Origin of the sequence: Pseudomonas sp. B6(2017) (assembly GCF_002112765.1) — a bacterium.
GTDB lineage: Bacteria > Pseudomonadota > Gammaproteobacteria > Pseudomonadales > Pseudomonadaceae > Aquipseudomonas > Aquipseudomonas piscis.
The window spans coordinates 90,296-107,854 of sequence record NZ_NEIQ01000011.1; the positions used below are offsets into that span (position 1 = coordinate 90,296).

At 65.0% G+C, this 17,559-nt stretch carries 16 protein-coding genes and 1 pseudogene; 9 read left to right on the forward strand and 8 right to left on the reverse strand.

The window, feature by feature from the left end; translation table 11 throughout:
* Positions 1-14 precede the first annotated feature (14 nt).
* Entirely contained in the window at positions 15-1,016 is a 1,002-nt protein-coding gene (locus tag CAG11_RS19600; RefSeq protein WP_085597523.1) for a FecR family protein, read from the reverse strand.
* A 151-nt stretch (positions 1,017-1,167) separates the two neighbouring features.
* On the opposite strand from CAG11_RS19600, the gene CAG11_RS19605 reads away from it, so the two are divergent.
* Positions 1,168-1,437: a PepSY domain-containing protein gene (locus tag CAG11_RS19605; protein WP_022644282.1), complete on the forward strand. Its 270-nt coding sequence runs from the start codon at positions 1,168-1,170 to the stop codon at positions 1,435-1,437.
* Between the two features lie 300 nt (positions 1,438-1,737).
* Positions 1,738-2,778 (forward strand): Ldh family oxidoreductase, encoded by a 1,041-nt coding sequence (locus tag CAG11_RS19610; RefSeq protein ID WP_085597524.1) that lies wholly within the window; start codon positions 1,738-1,740, stop codon positions 2,776-2,778.
* 54 nt (positions 2,779-2,832) lie between these two features.
* On the opposite strand, the gene CAG11_RS19615 is transcribed toward CAG11_RS19610, so the two are convergent.
* Positions 2,833-3,153 carry a YqjD family protein gene (locus tag CAG11_RS19615; protein ID WP_022644284.1) on the reverse strand — a complete coding sequence of 107 codons (321 nt, stop codon included), beginning with the start codon at positions 3,151-3,153 and terminating at the stop codon, positions 2,833-2,835.
* Positions 3,154-3,393: 240 nt separating this feature from the next.
* On the opposite strand from CAG11_RS19615, the gene CAG11_RS19620 reads away from it, so the two are divergent.
* Entirely contained in the window at positions 3,394-3,648 is a 255-nt protein-coding gene (locus CAG11_RS19620; protein ID WP_022644285.1) for a hypothetical protein, read from the forward strand.
* Here the strand turns inward: CAG11_RS19620 and CAG11_RS19625 are convergent.
* A complete protein-coding gene (locus tag CAG11_RS19625; protein ID WP_085597525.1) occupies positions 3,620-4,555 on the reverse strand; it encodes a LysR family transcriptional regulator in 936 nt (311 codons plus the stop codon). The genes CAG11_RS19620 and CAG11_RS19625 overlap by 29 nt on opposite strands.
* A gap of 84 nt (positions 4,556-4,639) precedes the next feature.
* Here CAG11_RS19625 and CAG11_RS19630 point away from each other — a divergent pair, with 84 nt between their 5' ends.
* A complete protein-coding gene (locus CAG11_RS19630) occupies positions 4,640-5,560 on the forward strand; it encodes a carbon-nitrogen hydrolase family protein (RefSeq protein WP_085597526.1) in 921 nt (306 codons plus the stop codon).
* On the opposite strand, the gene CAG11_RS19635 is transcribed toward CAG11_RS19630, so the two are convergent.
* Entirely contained in the window at positions 5,553-6,119 is a 567-nt protein-coding gene (locus CAG11_RS19635) for a GNAT family N-acetyltransferase (protein WP_085597527.1), read from the reverse strand. The genes CAG11_RS19630 and CAG11_RS19635 overlap by 8 nt on opposite strands.
* On the reverse strand, positions 6,116-7,030 hold the full coding sequence (locus tag CAG11_RS19640) for a LysR family transcriptional regulator (RefSeq protein WP_085597528.1): 915 nt from the start codon (positions 7,028-7,030) through the stop codon (positions 6,116-6,118). Before CAG11_RS19640 ends, CAG11_RS19635 begins: the two co-directional genes overlap by 4 nt.
* A gap of 123 nt (positions 7,031-7,153) precedes the next feature.
* Here CAG11_RS19640 and CAG11_RS19645 point away from each other — a divergent pair, with 123 nt between their 5' ends.
* Entirely contained in the window at positions 7,154-8,704 is a 1,551-nt protein-coding gene (locus CAG11_RS19645) for an MFS transporter (RefSeq protein WP_085597664.1), read from the forward strand.
* On the opposite strand, the gene CAG11_RS19650 is transcribed toward CAG11_RS19645, so the two are convergent.
* Positions 8,680-9,933, reverse strand: a complete 1,254-nt coding sequence (locus tag CAG11_RS19650) for a ferric reductase-like transmembrane domain-containing protein (protein WP_085597529.1) — start codon at positions 9,931-9,933, stop codon at positions 8,680-8,682. The two genes, CAG11_RS19645 and CAG11_RS19650, sit on opposite strands and share 25 nt — an antisense overlap.
* Before the next feature lie 333 nt (positions 9,934-10,266).
* Here CAG11_RS19650 and glsB point away from each other — a divergent pair, with 333 nt between their 5' ends.
* A complete protein-coding gene (gene glsB / locus CAG11_RS19655) occupies positions 10,267-11,175 on the forward strand; it encodes a glutaminase B (RefSeq protein WP_085597530.1) in 909 nt (302 codons plus the stop codon).
* 6 nt (positions 11,176-11,181) lie between these two features.
* Here glsB and CAG11_RS19660 read toward each other — a convergent pair whose 3' ends face one another.
* Positions 11,182-11,646, reverse strand: coding sequence for an LEA type 2 family protein (locus CAG11_RS19660; protein WP_085597531.1), 465 nt, complete (start codon positions 11,644-11,646; stop codon positions 11,182-11,184).
* Positions 11,647-11,784: 138 nt separating this feature from the next.
* Positions 11,785-13,224 (reverse strand): nucleobase:cation symporter-2 family protein, encoded by a 1,440-nt coding sequence (locus CAG11_RS19665; RefSeq protein WP_085597532.1) that lies wholly within the window; start codon positions 13,222-13,224, stop codon positions 11,785-11,787.
* 258 nt (positions 13,225-13,482) lie between these two features.
* On the opposite strand from CAG11_RS19665, the pseudogene CAG11_RS19670 reads away from it, so the two are divergent.
* The 3 genes and pseudogenes from CAG11_RS19670 to CAG11_RS19680 form a co-directional block, all read left to right on the forward strand.
* A pseudogene (locus CAG11_RS19670) lies at positions 13,483-13,987 on the forward strand (RNA polymerase sigma factor); the annotation flags it as partial.
* Positions 13,988-14,947 carry a FecR family protein gene (locus CAG11_RS19675; protein WP_085597534.1) on the forward strand — a complete coding sequence of 320 codons (960 nt, stop codon included), beginning with the start codon at positions 13,988-13,990 and terminating at the stop codon, positions 14,945-14,947.
* A 118-nt stretch (positions 14,948-15,065) separates the two neighbouring features.
* Positions 15,066-17,507, forward strand: coding sequence for a TonB-dependent receptor (locus CAG11_RS19680; protein WP_022644298.1), 2,442 nt, complete (start codon positions 15,066-15,068; stop codon positions 17,505-17,507).
* The last annotated feature ends 52 nt before the right edge of the window (positions 17,508-17,559 follow it).

The window sequence follows — 17,559 nt, forward strand, 5'->3', positions numbered from 1 at the left end:
CAACGGGGCGGCCTTCAGCTTTTTGGCGGGGACTGCGGCAGCGAGTTGATCACTGGGTTGCCGTCACGGTTGCGGGTCAGGTACACCGGCAGGACCTTGGGCAGCGAGGTCAGCAGGCTCTTGATCTGGCGCGTGTCGTAGATGCCACCGACGCGGATCTGGCCGGTGTGGCTGTCGGCCACCTGCACGGGTATCTCCAGGTAGCGGTTGATCAGCGGCAGGGCTTCGGTGAGGGACAGGTTGTCCAGCACCAGCTTGCCGTTGCGCCAGGCCAGGGAGCTGTCGTTGCTGTAGGTCTGGCTGATCTGCGGCTCGTAGTCGCCACCCTTGTAGCGTGCCTGCATGCCTGGCTCCAGGCGGAAGCCTTCGCCGGGCAGGGCGGTGTTGCTGCTGACCAGGACCGATCCCTGGAGCAGGGTGACCCGCACCTGGTCTTCGTACATCCACACGTTGAACTGAGTGCCCGTGACCTTGACCTGGCCGTTGGCGGCCTTGACCACGAAGGGGTGGCTGCTGTCATGGCTGACCTTGAAGAACGCTTCGCCCTGTTTCAGGGTCACCCGGCGCTGGTCCTTGTAGTTGCTGTAGACCAGGCTGCTGCCCAGGTTCAGCTCGACCTGGCTGCCATCGGCCAGGGTCACGCTGCGCAGGCTGTCGCCGGCTTCGAAGCGCTCGTAGGACGATGGCAGCCAGCCCAGCTCCCAGCCGCTGTAGGCGGCCAGGGGCAGGGCGCACAGGGCGATGGCAGCCGCCGCGCCATAGCGCTGCCAGGCTCGCCGTGGGGCACGTTGGAAGGGGGCTGGTGCAAGGGTGGTGGGTGGCAACTGGTCGGCCACCTCCCAGATTTCGCGCATGGCCTCGTATTCGAAGGCATGCAAGGGGTCGGCGTCATGCCATTGCTGGAAAGCCAGGCGCTCGGCATCGCTGCAGTCCGGTTCATGCAGGCGCATGCACCATTGGGCGGCAGCTTGGGTGATGGCGTCGTATTCGGCTTCCGAGAGGATCTGTTCGCTCATTGACTCTTCCTGATTTCGCGCATTCTACCCTCCAGGGCGAGCCTTGTAGAACAGTCGTCATGGCGATTGAGCATCAAAGTGAACTTATTTTCATCCGTCGCACCCTAAAAACACGTTGTGTATCGAAAGTTTCTACAAATGGAGATGGAACATGCTGAAGCACACTTTTGCCGCACTGTTTGCCTGCGCCACCCTGTTCGGTGCCTCTGCCGCACTGGCCGATCACCCGCAGGCGGGCTGGATCACCATCGAGAAAGCCATTGAAACGGCGAAGACCAAGGCTGGCTACGTGGCTATCTACAAGATCGAGGCGGATAACGACGGCTATTGGGAAGGCGAAGGTCGCAAGTCCGATGGCAGCGTCTACGAGTTCCGCATCGACGGCACCTCCGGCAACATCCTGCGCGACCAGAAAGACTGATGTTGGGCTCGGGAGGCAACCTTGCCTCCCATCCTTGCTTGACGCTGCTGGTGGGCCCGTGAGGCTGCACACCGAGCCAGTGGCGGATTTCTTGCTGCGGCTGCCGAGCCCCGCGCAGCCTGCGGCGTCCACTGCATGTCGTCGATCTTGCGGCGTCGCGCCGTCCCATATAGTCCGTATCGATCCGTGCGCGGCTGCACAAGGCATCCCGATCCGCGGTTGACAGGCCCGGGCGCCGCCGTTGTTTAATCGCCAGGTCATGCGCTGTAGCCCCCTCCAATAACTACACTGGAGCTTCAGATGTCTGCATCGTCCCTGGTTGCCGAGCCCCCTCGCGAATACCTGTCCCTGCCAGCCCTGGTGGAGTTGCTGGAGACCATTCTCCTGCGTCATGGATGCAGTGCCGAAGTGGCCCGCAGCCTGGCCCAGAACTGCGCCCAGGCCGAGCGCGATGGTGCCCAGAGCCATGGCGTGTTCCGTATTCCCGGCTACCTCTCGACCCTGGACAGCGGCTGGGTCGATGGCAAGGCAGTGCCGGTGGTGGAAGACGTGGCCCCGGCGTTCGTCCGGGTCGATGCCGCCAACGGCTTCGCCCAGCCGGCCCTGGCCGCCGGTCGTGAGTTGCTGGTGCGCAAGGCCCGTCACGCCGGAATCGCGTTGTTGGCGATTCGCAACTCCCATCACTTCGCCGCGCTCTGGCCGGATGTCGAACCCTTTGCCGAAGAAGGGCTGGTGGCCCTGAGCGTGGTCAACAGCATGACCTGCGTGGTGCCCCATGGCGCCGATCGGCCACTGTTCGGCACCAATCCGATCGCTTTCGCCGCGCCCCAGGCCCAGGGGCATCCCATCGTCTTCGACCTGGCCACCAGTACCATCGCCCACGGCGACGTGCAGATCGCCGCCGCCAAGGGCGAGCGCCTGCCGCCGGGAATCGGTGTCGACAGCCTGGGGCAGCCGACCCAGGATCCCAGGGCGATCCTCGAGGGCGGGGCCCTGCTGCCTTTTGGCGGCCATAAGGGTTCGGCGCTGTCGATGATGGTGGAACTGCTCTGTGCCGGGCTGACCGGTGGCAACTTCTCGTTCGAGTTCGATTGGTCCCGCCACCCGGGAGCCAAGACTCCCCGGACCGGCCAGTTGTTGATCGTCATCGATCCGGGCAAGGGCGCCGGCCAGGGTTTTGCCGAGCGCAGCCAGGAACTGGTGCGGCAGATGCACGCGGTGGGTCTCAAGCGCCTGCCGGGGGATCGTCGTCACTGGCAACGCGAGCGGTCCGGGGAAAAGGGTATCGCTATTGCCTGCCAGCAGTTGGAGCAGCTACGGGAGCTGGCGCGCAAGCAGTGAAGCGGGGGAGGTGAAGGCCAGGCAGCCGGGGCCTGGCCTAGAGGGAGGCTGCGCTCAGGAACGCCGGCCCAGCAACAGGCCGACCACCAGTCCGACGCCGGCGGAGATGGCTACGGTCTGCCATGGATGGCCGCCGATGTATTGCTCGGTGGCGTCGACCACCGGCTTGCTGCGCTCGCGCACATTGCTCACCGAATCCAATGCCTGCTTGAGCTTCTGGCTCACCTGGCGGCGCAGGCTCTCGCCTTCTTCGCCTACCAGGGCGGCGCTGCCCTTGAGCAGTTTTTCCGATTCCTCGATCAGCGCCTGCAGCTCGCTGAATGCCTGGTCCTTGATTTGATCGTTGTCCGCTTGCGCGGCGGTTTTACGAGCCATGAAGTGGTTCCTTGTCGATGTGGCCTAGTGGTGCAGTGTGCCATGGGCGCCCTTGCAGAGCGCCTGTAGTTCTCTGCCGCTCGCGACCTTGGCGGTAGCGGGGAGACTGGGCTGGCAAGCAATGGAGTCTGGCGCCGGGGCAAAAGTTGCAGCTGTTTTACCCATCGGCGACCTTCGCGGGTAAAACCGCCAGCCCCTACAGTGTAAGATGTCGCCTATTTTACGCAGCAGGAATTTCCCATGAGCTTCAACCTGGCTAACAAGACCCTGGCCGAGCGCGCCGCCATCGAGGACGAGAAGTCCCGCCTGTTCGAGCTGTGGCAGAGCAACCTGGGCAAGGCCAAGAGCGAGGCCGCACGGCTGTTCGGCGAGCGCAGCAAGCGCAAGGGCAAGTGGGCGGAGTGGGTCCGCGCCGAGCTCGACGGCATGTCGCCGCCGGAGTACTCCAACATGGTGCGCAGTGAAGTCAATCGCCTGATGGCGGCAAGCAAGTAACGGCAAAACTCTCGACGATCGCCTCGCGGACTTTAACCAGCAACGGGTCGATCTGCGGCGCGGTGCGCCAGCCCAGCTCGATGGGATAGCGCGGTAGCGCCAGGGGGCAGGGCAGCAACTGCAGGCCGGTGAACTCGGCGATGCGTCGGGCGGCATGGGCCGGGATGGTGGCCACCGCCTGGCTGCCCTTGAGCAGGAATGGCAACGCGGCAAAATGCGTGGTCGAGGCGCATACCTGGCGGCTCAAGCCCAGGTTCGCCAGCCCCTCGTCGGTGATGCCGATGAACCCTTGCGACGACACCAGCAGGTGTTCGCGTTCGACGAACTCCTGGATGTCGATCCGCTGCTGCCCGGGAGCCAGGCTCGCCGGATCTGCCAGGCATAGATAGTCACCTTCCCCCAGTACCTGGCGGCTGAGCATGCGCTGGGCGAACCCGCCGGCGCTGATGGCCAGGTCGACGCTGCGCTGCAATAGCGCTTCGGCGACCACCTGGCTGTGGGTCTGGCGAAAGATCAGCCGCAGCTTGGGCGCGCGCCGGGCCACGGCCTCGATCAACTGCCGGCCATAGGCGATCTCGAAGTCATCGGACAACCCCACGGTGACCGCCCGGCCCTGATAGTCGGCGCTGTCTGGCGCGACCATGGCCAGGCTCTGCCGGCATTTGTTCAAGGCCTCGCTGACCACCGGCTTCAACTGGTTGGCCTTGAGGGTCGGGGCCAGGCCGCGCCCGGTTCGTACGAACAGCTGGTCGCCATACAACTCGCGCAGCCGCCGCAGGGCTGCGCTCATGGCCGACTGGGTAACCCCCAGGCGCAGGGCGGCGCGGCTCGCGCTGGATTCGTCATGCAGCGCTTCGAAGGCCTTGAGCAAGTTGAGATCGATATCGGCGATATTCATATGGTTCATATCATTAAGCATTGAATTGGGGTTTATCGATGATCGGCGGCGGCAGGAGAATGCGCAACACCTGATCGCCGAAGGAGTCATCCCATGCCCAGATCCATAGTCGCTGCCCTGCAAATCGGCGCCTTGCCAGGTGGCAAGGCCGAAACCCTGGAACAGATCCTGTCCTACGAGGACGCCATCATCGACGCCGGCGCCCAACTGGTGGTGATGCCCGAAGCCCTGCTCGGGGGCTATCCCAAGGGCGAGGGCTTCGGCACCCAATTGGGCTACCGCCTGCCCGAGGGGCGAGAAGCCTTTGCCCGCTACTTCGCCAATGCCATCGATGTGCCGGGGGTGGAGACCGAGGCCCTGGCCGGTCTCTCGGCCCGCACCGGCGCCAACCTGGTGCTGGGCGTGATCGAGCGCAGCGGCAGCAGCCTGTATTGCACTGCGCTGTACTTCGATCCCCAGCAAGGCTTGGTGGGCAAGCATCGCAAGCTGATGCCCACCGGTACCGAACGGCTGATCTGGGGCAAGGGCGATGGTTCCACCTTGCCGGTGCTGGACACCCAGGTCGGGCGGGTCGGCGCGGTGATCTGCTGGGAAAACATGATGCCGCTGCTACGTACCGCCATGTATGCCCAGGGCATCGAGGTCTGGTGCGCACCGACGGTGGATGAGCGCGAGATGTGGCAGGTGAGCATGCGTCACGTGGCCCACGAAGGTCGGTGTTTCGTGGTCAGCGCCTGCCAGGTGCAGGCCTCGCCCGAGGAGCTGGGCCTGCAGATCGCCAACTGGCCGGCGCAACGGCCGTTGATCGCCGGCGGCAGCGTCATCGTCGGCCCCATGGGCGATGTGCTGGCCGGCCCGCTGGTGGGGCGTGCCGGGTTGATTTGCGCACAGATCGATACCGACGACCTGGTGAAGGCTCGCTATGACTACGATGTGGTGGGTCACTATGCGCGCCCGGACGTGTTCGAGCTGACGGTGGACCAGCGTCAGCGCCCTGGCGTGCGCTTTACCTGACGCAGGCTGGCGGGCCGAGGCGGCGCCACTCTTCGCGGGTAATTTCCCAGATGTCCAGGGCAAAACGGCCGCTGACGAACTCCCCGGCCTCGGAACGTACCAGGCGCATCCCGCCACGCTCGGATATCCGTCTTGAGCCCTGGTTGGGGGCGGCCTTGGGCACCCGCATCAGCGGTTGTTCCAGGACCTCGAACCAGTAGTGATCCACCGCTTGGCAGGCCTCGCTCATGTAGCCGTGGCCCTGCCATTGCGGAGCCAGCCAGAAGCCACGGTTGTTATCGGGTTCGCGCATCAGGCTGATGCTGCCGATCATTTGCCCAGGTTCCTCGCGCAGGCGAATGGTCCAGTGCCATTCCTCGCCCCGGGCCGTGGCCGGCAAGGCCATGTCACGGACAAAGCTCAAGGCGCCATCGGCCGGGTAGGGCCAGGGCACGTTGGCGTTGAGGTAGCGCACGACTTCCCACTGTGGAAACAGGTTCTGGATGGCACCGGCATCTGCCAGTTCCAGGGGCCGCAGCAGCAAGCGCGGGGTGGTGAGCGGCGGTACGTGGCCGGTCATGGGCATGGCTCCTTGTGGGTTTTGCCGAGCACCAGGTGTTCGCTGAGGAAGTCGACGAAGACTCGCAATTTTGGCAGCAGCTGTCGACTGCCAGGCCAGAGGATCGAGAACTTGCCGCGCTCGCCCTGGTAGTCGTCCAGCACCGATACCAGGCTGCCGTCGGCCAGGGCTCCGGCGACCACGAATTCCGGCACGTAGGCGATGCCCAGGCCCTGGGTCGCGGCATGGATCAATGCTTCGAGGTTGTTGCTGGTCAAGGCCTTGCCCAGCACCAATGGCGGCGCGCCTTCGGGCAAGCGCAGGCGCCAGGCCTGCATCTGGGTGCCGGCGGGGAACCTGTAGCGCAGGCAGGCGTGCCGTTCCAGGTCTGGCGGAGCCTGCGGCACGCCGCGCTGGGCGAAGTACTCCGGAGCGCCGACCAGCACGAAACCGAACGGTCCGAGGCTGCGCGAGCGCAATTGCGAATCCGCCAGCTCGCCACTGCGGATCACCGCGTCGAGGCCTTCGGCGATCACGTCGACCATCCGGTCGTTGAAATCCAGGTCCAGTTCGATGTCCGGGTAGCGCGCGGAGAACTCCGGAAGGATCGGCAGCAGCATGCGATAGCCGATGGCCGGCAGGCTGACCCGCAGCCGCCCCCGGGGTTTGTCGCTGATCCGCGCGAGCTCGGCTTCGGCTTCCTGTACCTCGTCGACGATGCGCTGGCCGCGTTCATAGAACAGCGTGCCTTCGTCGGTCAGGCTGATCCGCCGGGTACTGCGGTTCAGCAGGCGCACGCCGAGCCGTTGTTCCAGGCGGGCCAGGGCCTTGCCCACCGCCGAGGCGGAGAGCCCCAGGCGCTCGCCGGCAGCTACCAGGCTGCCGCTCTGGACCACGCAGACAAACACTTGCAAGCCGTTCAGGTTATCCATGGCGACCTCGATTAGAGCCTTTTTGTCCGCAAAGACCGGAATACTGCCCTGTTTTTCGCCTATTGCGGCACACCTACCATGAATTTTTTAGCTGACCCTGGTTGCCAGGAGGTAGAGGTGCCCGTGAATCCTGAACTTGAATTGACCCTGGGCTCGCCGGCCCGCAGTGGCGAGCGCGCAGCCCAAGGTGTGCTTGCGGCGGTGTGCCTGGCGGCCTTGATGCTGCCCTTGACCTTTGTCGGGGTGGCGGTGGCGACCCCGGCCATCGGCCGTGAACTGGGCGGCAGCCCGCTGGAACTGAGCTGGACCACCAACGCCTTCATGCTCAGCTTTGGCAGCGTGCTGATGGCTGCCGGTACCCTGGCCGACGAATTCGGTCGCAAGCGCCTGTTCAGCCTTGGCGTGGCGTTGTTCGCCCTGACTTCCCTGGCCCTGGTGTTAGCCCCGTCGTTGTTGTGGCTCAACCTGCTGCGCGGCGTCCAGGGCCTGGCCGGCGCCGCAGCCCTGGCCGGTGGTTCGGCGGCCCTGGCCCAAGCGTTCGATGGCCCGGGCCGGACCCGCGCCTTCAGTTTGCTGGGCACCACCTTCGGAGTCGGCCTGGCCTTCGGGCCGATCCTGGCCGGGGTGTTGATCGAGCATGCCGGCTGGCGCGGGATCTTCGTTTCCGGCGCCCTGATCGGGGCCCTGTCCCTGGGTTGTGGCGTGCCGCGCATGGTCGAGTCTCGCGATCCCGAGGCCAGGGGCGTGGATTGGCCCGGCACCTTGAGCTTCACCCTGGCCCTGGTGCTGCTGACCTGGGGCATCCTGCAAGCCCCGCAAAGCGGGTGGGGCAGCCCGCTGGTCCTGGCGTTGCTGGCGGGGGCCGGGCTGGCGCTGTGGGTGTTCGTGGCCGTGGAGCGTCGGGCGGCGCGGCCGATGCTCGACCTGTCGCTGTTTCGCTACCCGCGTTTCATCGGGGTCCAGGTACTGCCCATCGCGACCTGCTACTGCTACGTGGTGCTGCTGATCCTGTTGCCGATCCGCTTCATCGGCGTGGAAGGCTACAGCGAGATCGAGGCCGGGCTGCTGATGATCGCCCTGTCTGCGCCGATGCTGGTGGTGCCCTTCGCCGCAGGCTGGCTGAACCGTTGGTTCAGCGCCGGCAAGCTGGCGAGCCTGGGCCTGGTGGTGGCGGCTGGCGGGCTGTTCTGGCTCAGTTGCGGCAGCGTCGGGCAGGCCCCCCTGGAACGGGCCTGGCCGTTGCTGGTGATCGGCCTGGGCACAGGGCTGCCCTGGGGCCTGATGGATGGGTTGTCGGTGAGCGTGGTACCCAAGGAGCGGGCGGGCATGGCCAGCGGCATCTTCAGCACCACGCGAGTGGCGGGTGAGGGCATTGCCCTGGCCCTGGTGGTGGCTTTGCTGGCCGGCCTGTTGCAGCACGCCCTGGGCCAGGTGCAGGTCCGGGGCGATAGCGCGTTGCTGGCGGCCCGGCAACTGGCCGGAGGCGACCTGGCGGCCAGCGCGGCCGCCTTGCCGGAGCTCGCCCGCGAACGCTTGCTGGCCTTGTATACCGGGGCTTTCAGCCAGTTACTGCAGGTGCTGGTGGTGATCACCTTGCTGTCGGCCCTGGTGGTGCGAGTGGCGCTGCATGAGCCGCGCCGCACGCCGGGTCAGCGGAACTCGAAGAACTCGTAGTGCAGGTTGGCCTCGGGAATCCGGCATTCGTGCATCAGCTCGCGGACCCGCCCCAACAGGCCCTTGGGCCCGCAGAAACTGACCTGGATCTGCCCCGGGTCGGTTTCGGCCGCCGCGCGCTTGAGGGTCTGGGCCAGGGGCTCGACGCCGCCGCTGTTGGCGACGAAACCGACACCGCGGGCCTGGGCCATGCCCTGCAAGGCATCGACGCTGGGGAAGGCCCGGGAGGGGTTGTAGCAATACACCAGGGTCGCCCGGTCGAGCTGGCCGGCGGCCTGGTCCTGCAGCCAGGCAATGAACGGCGAGATGCCGACGCCGCCGCCGATCCAGATTTCCCGGGCGGCCTGTGGCGGGCGCTTGAAGCGACCGTAAGGGGCGTAGATATCGGCCAGCATGCCGACCTTGACCTGCTTGTGCAGCCGCTGGGTGTAGTCGCCCAGGGCGCGGATCACGAACTCGATGCGCCCATCGTGGGCCTGGGCACTAGCGATGGTGAACGGGTGGGGTTCGCGCAAGCCCTTTTCCTGCATTGCCAGGAAGGCGAACTGTCCGGCCTTGAAGGGAAAGCCGCGGCCGTGGGGAATCAGTTCCAGATGCAACGAGTTACGCTCGATGCGCACGGCGGTCACTTGGTATTCGCCGGCCTTGGCCAGGAACGGGTAGAGCAGCAGCTTGTACAGCGCCCCCAGGACGCCGAGCACGCACAGCAGGCCGAGCCAGATGCCTGACGGGTTGTCCAGGGCGATGGGCGACTTGAAGCTCAGCCAGTGCAGGATCACTACCAGGAACAGCGGTCCGGACAGCTTGTGCCACCAGCGCCATTGGCTGTAGGGAATGTTGCGGTTCAGGGCCAGGAGGACGATCAGGCCCAGGGCCACGTAGCTCAACTGGCGCACCAGCCGCGTCCAGTACTTGGACAGCTCGAGGATCGGCACGCTGTTCCATTCGTCCAGGTTGGCCTTGAACACCAGGTGGTAGCTGGCGAACGCCAGCGCCCAGATGCCCAGCCATTTGTGGGTCTCGTACACGCGGTCCAGGCCGCCGAACAAGCGCTCGGTCCAGCGCCAGCGGCTCGACAGCAGGCAGGACAGGGCCATGTAGGCCAGGGCGGCGCTGCCCAGCACCAGGCTCAGGGTGGCGGACGTCAGCCAGGTCTGGCTGGGGATTTCCATCAGCAGGGTCAAAGTGGTGATCAGCAGGACGCCGACGATCGTATGCCAGGTTCTCAAGGGTGCAGGACTCCGGTGAGCAAATGCCGTCAGGGCGAAAGCATCGCCGCGACGGTACGGCGAGTAACGACGATGCAAGGAACGATGTGCTGTGCTGCGACTAAAGTTGAATATGACAGGATTTCTCTCGCAGCAGCGTGCGATTCTAGTCTGTAGCGCTGATTTTATGCTGATCTGTATCAGGGGCTTCAGTATTTTATTTGTTGAAAATGATCGACTATCAATCGCATTTTCATTCATTCGTGCAACGGACTGTGCTGCGCGGGCCACAAAGTGCGTCTAGCAGACCTTGGCCCCGCAGCCGTATCGGGGCCCGTGACGATGAGCCAGACCATGCAAGCGCTGTTGAACCAGATTCTCGATGAAGTCCGCCCCCTGATCGGCCAAGGCCGGGTCGCCAGCTACATTCCGGCCCTGGCGGACGTGCCGGCCAACCAACTGGGGATCGCCGTCTATGGCAACGATGGCCAGGTGTTCAGCGCCGGCGATGCCGATACGGCGTTTTCGGTGCAGAGCATTTCCAAGGTCTTCAGCCTGGTGCAGGCCATCGGCCATTCCGGCGAAGCGATCTGGCAGCGCCTGGGGCACGAGCCCTCAGGACAGCCGTTCAACTCCCTGGTGCAGCTGGAATTCGAGCGTGGCCGCCCGCGCAACCCCTTCATCAACGCCGGCGCCCTGGTGATCTGCGACATAAACCAGTCGCGCTTCGCGGCGCCGGCCTTGTCCATGCGTGATTTCGTCCGACGCTTGTCCGGCAATCCCCAGGTGCTGGTGGACGGCCGGGTGGCGGAGTCGGAGTACCAGCACCGCGCGCGCAACGCGGCCATGGCCTACCTGATGCAATCCTTCGGCAACTTCCACAACGATGTGGAGGCGGTGCTGCGCAGCTACTTCAGCCATTGCGCCTTGCGCATGAGCTGCGTCGACCTGGCCCGGGCCTTCTGCTTCCTGGCCAACGATGGTTTTTGCAAGCACAGCGGCGAGCAGATCCTGAGTCGCCGGCAGACCCAGCAGGTCAACTCGATCATGGCCACCAGCGGCCTGTACGACGAGGCCGGCAACTTTGCCTATCGGGTCGGCTTGCCGGGCAAGAGCGGGGTGGGTGGCGGGATCGTCGCAGTGGTGCCGGGGCAGTTCACGGTGTGCGTGTGGTCGCCGGAGCTCAATGCTGCCGGCAACTCGCTGGTGGGCATGGCCGCCCTGGAATTGCTCAGCCAGCGTATTGGCTGGTCGGTGTTCTAGCTGGGCCTACCAGCTGCCGGTGGGGTTCGCCAGGCTGATCTGCCCGCGCTCGATGAAGCGCTGGGTACCGAACAGCCCGCCGGCCAGCTTGCCGCGCAGCACGTAGGGCAGGTTGTCCAGGCTCTGGGTCTGGCTCAGGCCCAGGGTCTGGCGCAATACCGAGAAGGCCGAGACGCTCACCGGTATCACCAGGATATCCTCGGCGTAGCGGCCGATATGCCCTTGCTGGTCGCTGACCCCGGAGGCCAGTGGCCGACCGTTGACCTCCAGGTCCAGGGCCACGCCGTTGTAGTCGATGGGGGTCTCGTTGGGGTTCTGCAAGCGCAGCTTGATGGCGAAGCGCATCTCCAGTTCCTGGCTCGGCAGCGGCTCGATGCCGACCACGTTGATCGCCAGCGGATCGCGCTGGGGCAACAGGGCACAGGCGCCCAGGCTGAGCAGGACCAGGGACAGGGCAATGAGTTTGCGCATGGGCTACCTACTGGCGATGGGAGTGAATGACCACGGCGTCGCTACGCGGCTTGCGCTCGACGCTCTGGCTATTGTCGAGCCTGCCACAAGGCCCCTGGGGGCCTTGCTTGACGCACGCAGGATAGACGCCGTTGCGCCTCAGGAGTTCGCCTTGGCGTCCCGGTCCGGGTCCTGCATGACCTTGAGGGTCGCAGCCTCGGGGTCGAATTCGTCTTCTTCCAGCTCCAGGAACTCTTCGGGCAGGAAGATATTGAGGAAGATCGCGCAGAAGGCGCCGACAGTGATCGGCGATTCGAAGATGTTGTGCAAGGCCTTGGGCAGTTCGCGCAGCACCTCGGGCACCGCCGCCACGCCCAGGCCCATGCCCAGGGAAATCGCCACGATCAGCACGTTGCGCCGGTGCAGGCCGGCCTCGGCGAGGATCTTGATCCCGGCCACCGCCACGGTGCCGAACATGATCAGGGTCGCGCCGCCCAGCACTGGCTTGGGCATCAATTGCAGCACCGCGCCGATGACCGGGAACAGCCCCAGCAGCACCAGCAGCCCGGCGATGAAGTAGGCCACGTAGCGACTGGCGACGCCGGTGAGTTGGATCACGCCGTTGTTCTGGGCGAAGGTCACCATCGGCAGGCTGTTGAACACCGCCGCCACCGCCGAGTTGAAACCATCGGCCAGCAGGCCGGACTTGATGCGCTTGATGTACAGCGGGCCCTTGACCGGCTGCTGGGAAATCATCGAGTTGGCCGTGAGGTCGCCGGCGGCTTCCAGTGGCGAGATCAGGAAGATCACCGCCAGGGGGATGAAGGCGATCAGGTCGAAGGAGAAACCGTACTTGAACGGCACCGGCACACTCACCAGGGGCACTTCGGGCATGGCCGCCATGTCCACCCGGCCCAGCATCCAGGCCACCAGGAAGCCCAGGGTCAGGCCGATGACGATGGAGCCCAGGCGCAACATCGGATTGTTGAAGCGGTTCAACACTACGATGGTCAGCAGCACCAGCGCCGCCAGGCCCAGGTTGCTGGCGGCGCCCAGGTCGCTGGCGCCATAGCCGCCGGCCATGTCGGTGACCGCCACCTTGATCAGCGACAGGCCCATCAGGGTGATGATGGTGCCGGTGACCACCGGGGTGATCAGCTTGCGCAGCTTGCCGATGAACTGGCTGAGGAACATCTCGATGAAGGCGGCGACGAAGCAGATACCGAAGATGGTCGAGAGGATCTCGTTGGTGTCGCCACCGCGGCCCTTGACCATGAAACCGGCGCTGAGCAGCACGCTGATGAACGAGAAACTGGTGCCTTGCACGCACAGCAGGCCCGAACCGATGGGGCCCAGGCGTCGGGCCTGGACGAAGGTGCCCAGGCCCGAGACGAACAGCGCCATGCTGATCAGGTACGGCAATTCGCTTTCAAGGCCCAGCACGCCGCCGAAGATCAGGGTCGGGCTGATGATGCCGACGAAGCTGGCCAGCACGTGCTGCAGGGCGGCGAAGATCGCCGCGCTGAAGTGTGGCCGATCGTTGAGGCCATAGATCAGGTCGGACTTGTAGCGGGGCGGGGAGTGTTCGGATGCGCTCATGAAGGAAGGCCTGCCAGTGGCACGTGGATACAACGGGGGCACGCGCCGGAAAGTGGACGGGACTTGGGTCCAAGAGCTGCCATCGGCAGGCATCCAGGGACCCGGTCGGAAAAAATGGAGGCGCAGGATGCCAGAAAGGGGCGGCTGCCAGAAGGGCAGGCGGGCATAAAAAACCAACTTCCAAGGGATACGAAAGATACTGTTTCTCATTTGCCTTTATGGAATAATCCGCGTCCCCGATCTGCGGACCGCCCCTCGATGCTGCCGATACCCAGCCTGCTGCGCAGCTTTCAAGAGCACTACGACGACCTGCTGAAGTTTCTCACCCGGCGCATGAACGACCGCCAGCGGGCGGCGGACGTGGCCCAGGACACCTACCTGAAGTTGCTCAAGGTCGAGCAGCAGGCACTGCAGGTCCAGAACGACCGCGGCTTCATTTTCCGCGTGGCCGGCAACCTGGCCATCGATACCCTGCGTCGCGAACAACGCCTGGCCGCCAACCTGGTTGAAGCCCCCGAGCATGGCGAGGCGGTGGACCCGGCTCCGGCCCCCGAGGCGGTACTGCTGGCCAAGGAGCGCCTGGAGGTGCTCGACCAGGCCCTGCAACAGCTGTCCGACAATGCGCGCCAGGCCCTGCTGCTCAATCGCCTGGAGGGCCTGACCCAGGCCCAGATCGCTGTGCGGCTGGGCGTTTCCGAAAGCATGGTGGCAAAATACATCGGCCAGGCCCTGCGCCATTGCCGCGACTGGCTGCAACAGCACCATGAATGATCCCCACCTGCTTGCCGACGCCGCCATGACCGATGCTCCCGAAAACCTCGACGACACCGCCATCGACTGGCTGGTGCTGCTGCACTCCGGCCAGGCCACCGCGGCCCAGCGCATGGCGTTCCAGCAGTGGCGCCAGCGCAGCCCGGCCCACACCCGGGCGGCGGATGAGGCTCAACGGCTGTGGGGTGACCTGGGCCAGACCCAGGCTGCGCAGCAGCACTCGCAGGCTGCTCGCCCGGCAGCCAGGGCCCATCGCTGGTGGCCGGCGCTGGCCGCTTCACTGTTGCTGGCCCTGGGTAGCGTGATCGGCTGGCAGCAATGGCCGGCCTGGACCTCGGACTACCACACCGGCGTGGGCCAGCAACAACACTTGACCCTGGACGATGGTTCACGGGTGATCCTCAACAGCGCCAGCGCCTTGTCGGTGGCTTATTCGGCGGATGAGCGGCGGGTGGTCCTGGAGCAGGGCGAGGCGCTGTTCGAACCACAGGCCGATGGGCAGCGACCGTTCGTGGTCCAGGTTCGTGGCCAGCGCCTGCAGGGTGCGGGCGGAGCGTTCAGCGTGCGTCGTGATGGTGACCAGCTGACGGTGGTGGTGCGCGAGGGCCAGGTGCAATTCACCGGCGATCATGCCCCGGTGCTGCTGCAGGCCGACCAGCGTCTGCAGTACCAGGCCGGCCAGCCGCTCCTGGCCCAACAGAAGGTGGACGCCGCCAGCCTGACCGCCTGGCAGCGCGGCAAGCTGATTTTCAACGGCCGGCCGCTGGGCGAGGTGATCGGCGAACTGGAGCGCTACCAGCATGGGCGCATCCTGGTTTCCGACCGGCAATTGGCGGACCTGGCCATCAGCGGCGTGTTCGACCTCAACGATCCCCAGGGGTCGCTGCGTACCTTGCAGCAACGCTATCCCTTGCAGATCACCCACTTGCCATGGCTGGCACTGCTGCACTGAAATTTTTTTGCAGCGGGTGCTGCAAGTTCCTTTCCGGCCAATCGTCGTAGTGAGACTGAGAAGGCAATCATTCTCATTGACGTCATTTCAACGGGCTGGGAAGGAACACGTGAAAGCTATGTTCAAGCTGTCGATACTCGGGCGCGGTCAACACCTGGTGCGCCGCACATTACTGGCCCAGGCCGTACTCGCCGGGGCCCTGGGCCCGCTGCTGGCCCAGGCGCAACAGCCACTGCCCGCCAGCCAGGCCGGTGCAGCCCAGGAGCGGCGTGTGTCTTTGCAGTTGCCGGCCCAGCCCCTGGACCAGGCCCTGACTCGTTTCGCCGACCAGGCCGACCTGCGCTTGCTTTACACCACCAGTGATGTGGCGGGCCTGCAGGCGCCGGCCCTCGCCGGTGAAGTCACCATCGCCCAGGCCCTGCAAGCCTTGCTGGCCGGCAGTGGCATGGGCTGGTCGTTCAGCGATGGGCGCACGGTCATCCTGCGTCGTGCCGAGCCTGCGGCGAGCAGCCTCAATCTCAAGCCGACCCAGGTCACCGTGGCGTCGCGTACCAGCACCGCGATCAGCGAGATCCCCGGCACCGTCTGGGTGGTGGAACAGAGCCAGTTGCGCGAGCAGTTGGAAACCGGGGTCAGCCTCAAGGAAGCCATCGGCAAGCTGGTGCCGGGCCTGGACCTGGCGCCGGAAGGCCGTACCAACTATGGCCAGAACATGCGTGGGCGCAACGTGCTGGTGATGATCGACGGGGTCAGCCAGAACAGCTCCCGGGGCTTGTCGCGCCAGTTCGACAGCATCTCGCCGTTCAACGTCGAACGTGTGGAGGTGCTATCCGGGGCCAGCGCGATCTATGGCGGCGGCGCCACCGGCGGCATCATCAATATAGTCACCAAGAAGGGCGAGCCGGGTCCGGCGCGTTTCGAGACCCAGATCGGTGCCAGCAGCGGCTTCAACAACAGTGACGACTTGACCACCCGTATCGCCCAGTCGGTGAGCGGCGGCAACGAAGCCATCAGCGGTCGCCTGGCCGTGGCCGGCGAGCAGAACCAGGCGTTCTACGATGGCGCCGGCAAGCAGATCTTCATCGACAATACCCAGACCGACCTGCAGTACAACCGCACCATCGACCTGATGGGCAGCCTGGCCATGAACTTCAACGAGGAGCAGAGCCTGGACCTCTTGGCCCAGTATTACGACTCGGGTAACCACGGCAGCACCGGGATCTACTTTCCCAACCTCAAGAACCAGGCGCCCTCGAACCTGGAAGACGCCAAGTTGCGTGGCGGCTACTCCACCGACCTGGAACCGCGCACCCGGCGCCTGTTGCTCAATGCCAACTATCACCACGCCGACGTGCTGGGCCAGGATTTCTACCTGCAGGCCTCATATCGCAAGGAAAACGACAACTTCTATCCGTTTCCCTACTACAACACCGGCAAGCCGACCGGTTCCAAGGGCGTGTACTTCGCCGCCTCGCAGCAGAACTTCGAGGTCAGCAGCCTCAAGGCGCTGTTCGCCAAGGAGTTCGACACTGTCAAGCTGACCTATGGCGTGGACCTGGATCGCGAGCGCTTCAACGCCGAGCAGAGCACCTTCGATCAACGGGTGTCGTCAGAAAGTGGTGGCCTGGACCTGGTGACCCAGAGCAAGGCCGCGCGCTATCCCAGCTACCGGGTCGATGGCCTGTCCGCCTATACCCAGCTGGATTGGCACGCCACGGACAACCTGACGGTCTCCGGTGGTTATCGGCGCCAGCAGATGGACGTGGATGTCGGGCGGTTCAAGAACGTGCCGGGAGGCAACAACGATTACCAGGTCAACCTGTTCAACCTGGGCACCATCTATGACTTCAAGAACGGCCATCAGGTGTGGGTCAACTACGGCGAGGGCTTCGATCTGCCGGACCCGGCCAAGTTCTACGGCAAGCCGGGGCTGAGCGTCGACGACAATCCCCTGGCCGGGATCAAGAGTCGCCAGGTAGAAACCGGCTGGCGCTTCTCCGATAGCGATTGGGATGCCCAGGCGGCGCTGTACTACATCTGGTCGGACAAGGTCATCACCACCGACAACGCGACCCTGACCATCGACGTCAAGGACCAGAAGAGCCGCGACTATGGCTTCGAAAGCGCCCTGACCCGGCATTTCGAGAGCGGCTGGGAGGCGGGTGGCACCCTGCACCTGGTGCGTTCCGAGGAGGAGGGCAAGAACGGCGGCTGGATCAAGCGTGATGCGCGCTACGCCTCGCTGTCCAAGTCCACGGCCTTCATCGGCTGGAAGGGCGATAGTCAAAGCGTGCGCCTGCAGGGCAACCATGCCTTCACCCTCAAGGACGATGCTGACCACACCATCGACGGCTACACCACCTTCGACCTGCTGGGCAGCCAGGACACCGGCTTCGGCACCTTCAGCGGGGGTATCCAGAACCTGCTGAACAAGCAATACAGCACGGTCTGGGGCCAGCGCGCGAAGCTGTTCTATTCGCCGACGTATGGGCCCGAGTACCTCTATGACTACCAGGGTCGCGGCCGCACCTACACCCTGAGCTGGACCATGGCCTATTGATTCACCGCTGAGCCGGTAGCCGTTGCCGAGGTGGCGCAGCGGTCGCAGCGAC

What these genes read in the sequence shown, in the direction of transcription:
- CAG11_RS19675 (WP_085597534.1), top strand. Translation starts at nt 13,988, where the DNA reads ATGAATGATCCCCACCTGCTTGCCGACGCCGCCATGACCGATGCTCCC.
- glsB (WP_085597530.1), top strand. Translation starts at nt 10,267, where the DNA reads ATGCAAGCGCTGTTGAACCAGATTCTCGATGAAGTCCGCCCCCTGATC.
- CAG11_RS19600 (WP_085597523.1), bottom strand. Translation starts at nt 1,016, where the DNA reads ATGAGCGAACAGATCCTCTCGGAAGCCGAATACGACGCCATCACCCAA.
- CAG11_RS19665 (WP_085597532.1), bottom strand. Translation starts at nt 13,224, where the DNA reads ATGAGCGCATCCGAACACTCCCCGCCCCGCTACAAGTCCGACCTGATC.
- CAG11_RS19625 (WP_085597525.1), bottom strand. Translation starts at nt 4,555, where the DNA reads ATGAACCATATGAATATCGCCGATATCGATCTCAACTTGCTCAAGGCC.
- CAG11_RS19640 (WP_085597528.1), bottom strand. Translation starts at nt 7,030, where the DNA reads ATGGATAACCTGAACGGCTTGCAAGTGTTTGTCTGCGTGGTCCAGAGC.
- CAG11_RS19610 (WP_085597524.1), top strand. Translation starts at nt 1,738, where the DNA reads ATGTCTGCATCGTCCCTGGTTGCCGAGCCCCCTCGCGAATACCTGTCC.
- CAG11_RS19615 (WP_022644284.1), bottom strand. Translation starts at nt 3,153, where the DNA reads ATGGCTCGTAAAACCGCCGCGCAAGCGGACAACGATCAAATCAAGGAC.
- CAG11_RS19620 (WP_022644285.1), top strand. Translation starts at nt 3,394, where the DNA reads ATGAGCTTCAACCTGGCTAACAAGACCCTGGCCGAGCGCGCCGCCATC.
- CAG11_RS19680 (WP_022644298.1), top strand. Translation starts at nt 15,066, where the DNA reads ATGTTCAAGCTGTCGATACTCGGGCGCGGTCAACACCTGGTGCGCCGC.
- CAG11_RS19605 (WP_022644282.1), top strand. Translation starts at nt 1,168, where the DNA reads ATGCTGAAGCACACTTTTGCCGCACTGTTTGCCTGCGCCACCCTGTTC.
- CAG11_RS19630 (WP_085597526.1), top strand. Translation starts at nt 4,640, where the DNA reads ATGCCCAGATCCATAGTCGCTGCCCTGCAAATCGGCGCCTTGCCAGGT.
- CAG11_RS19660 (WP_085597531.1), bottom strand. Translation starts at nt 11,646, where the DNA reads ATGCGCAAACTCATTGCCCTGTCCCTGGTCCTGCTCAGCCTGGGCGCC.
- CAG11_RS19635 (WP_085597527.1), bottom strand. Translation starts at nt 6,119, where the DNA reads ATGACCGGCCACGTACCGCCGCTCACCACCCCGCGCTTGCTGCTGCGG.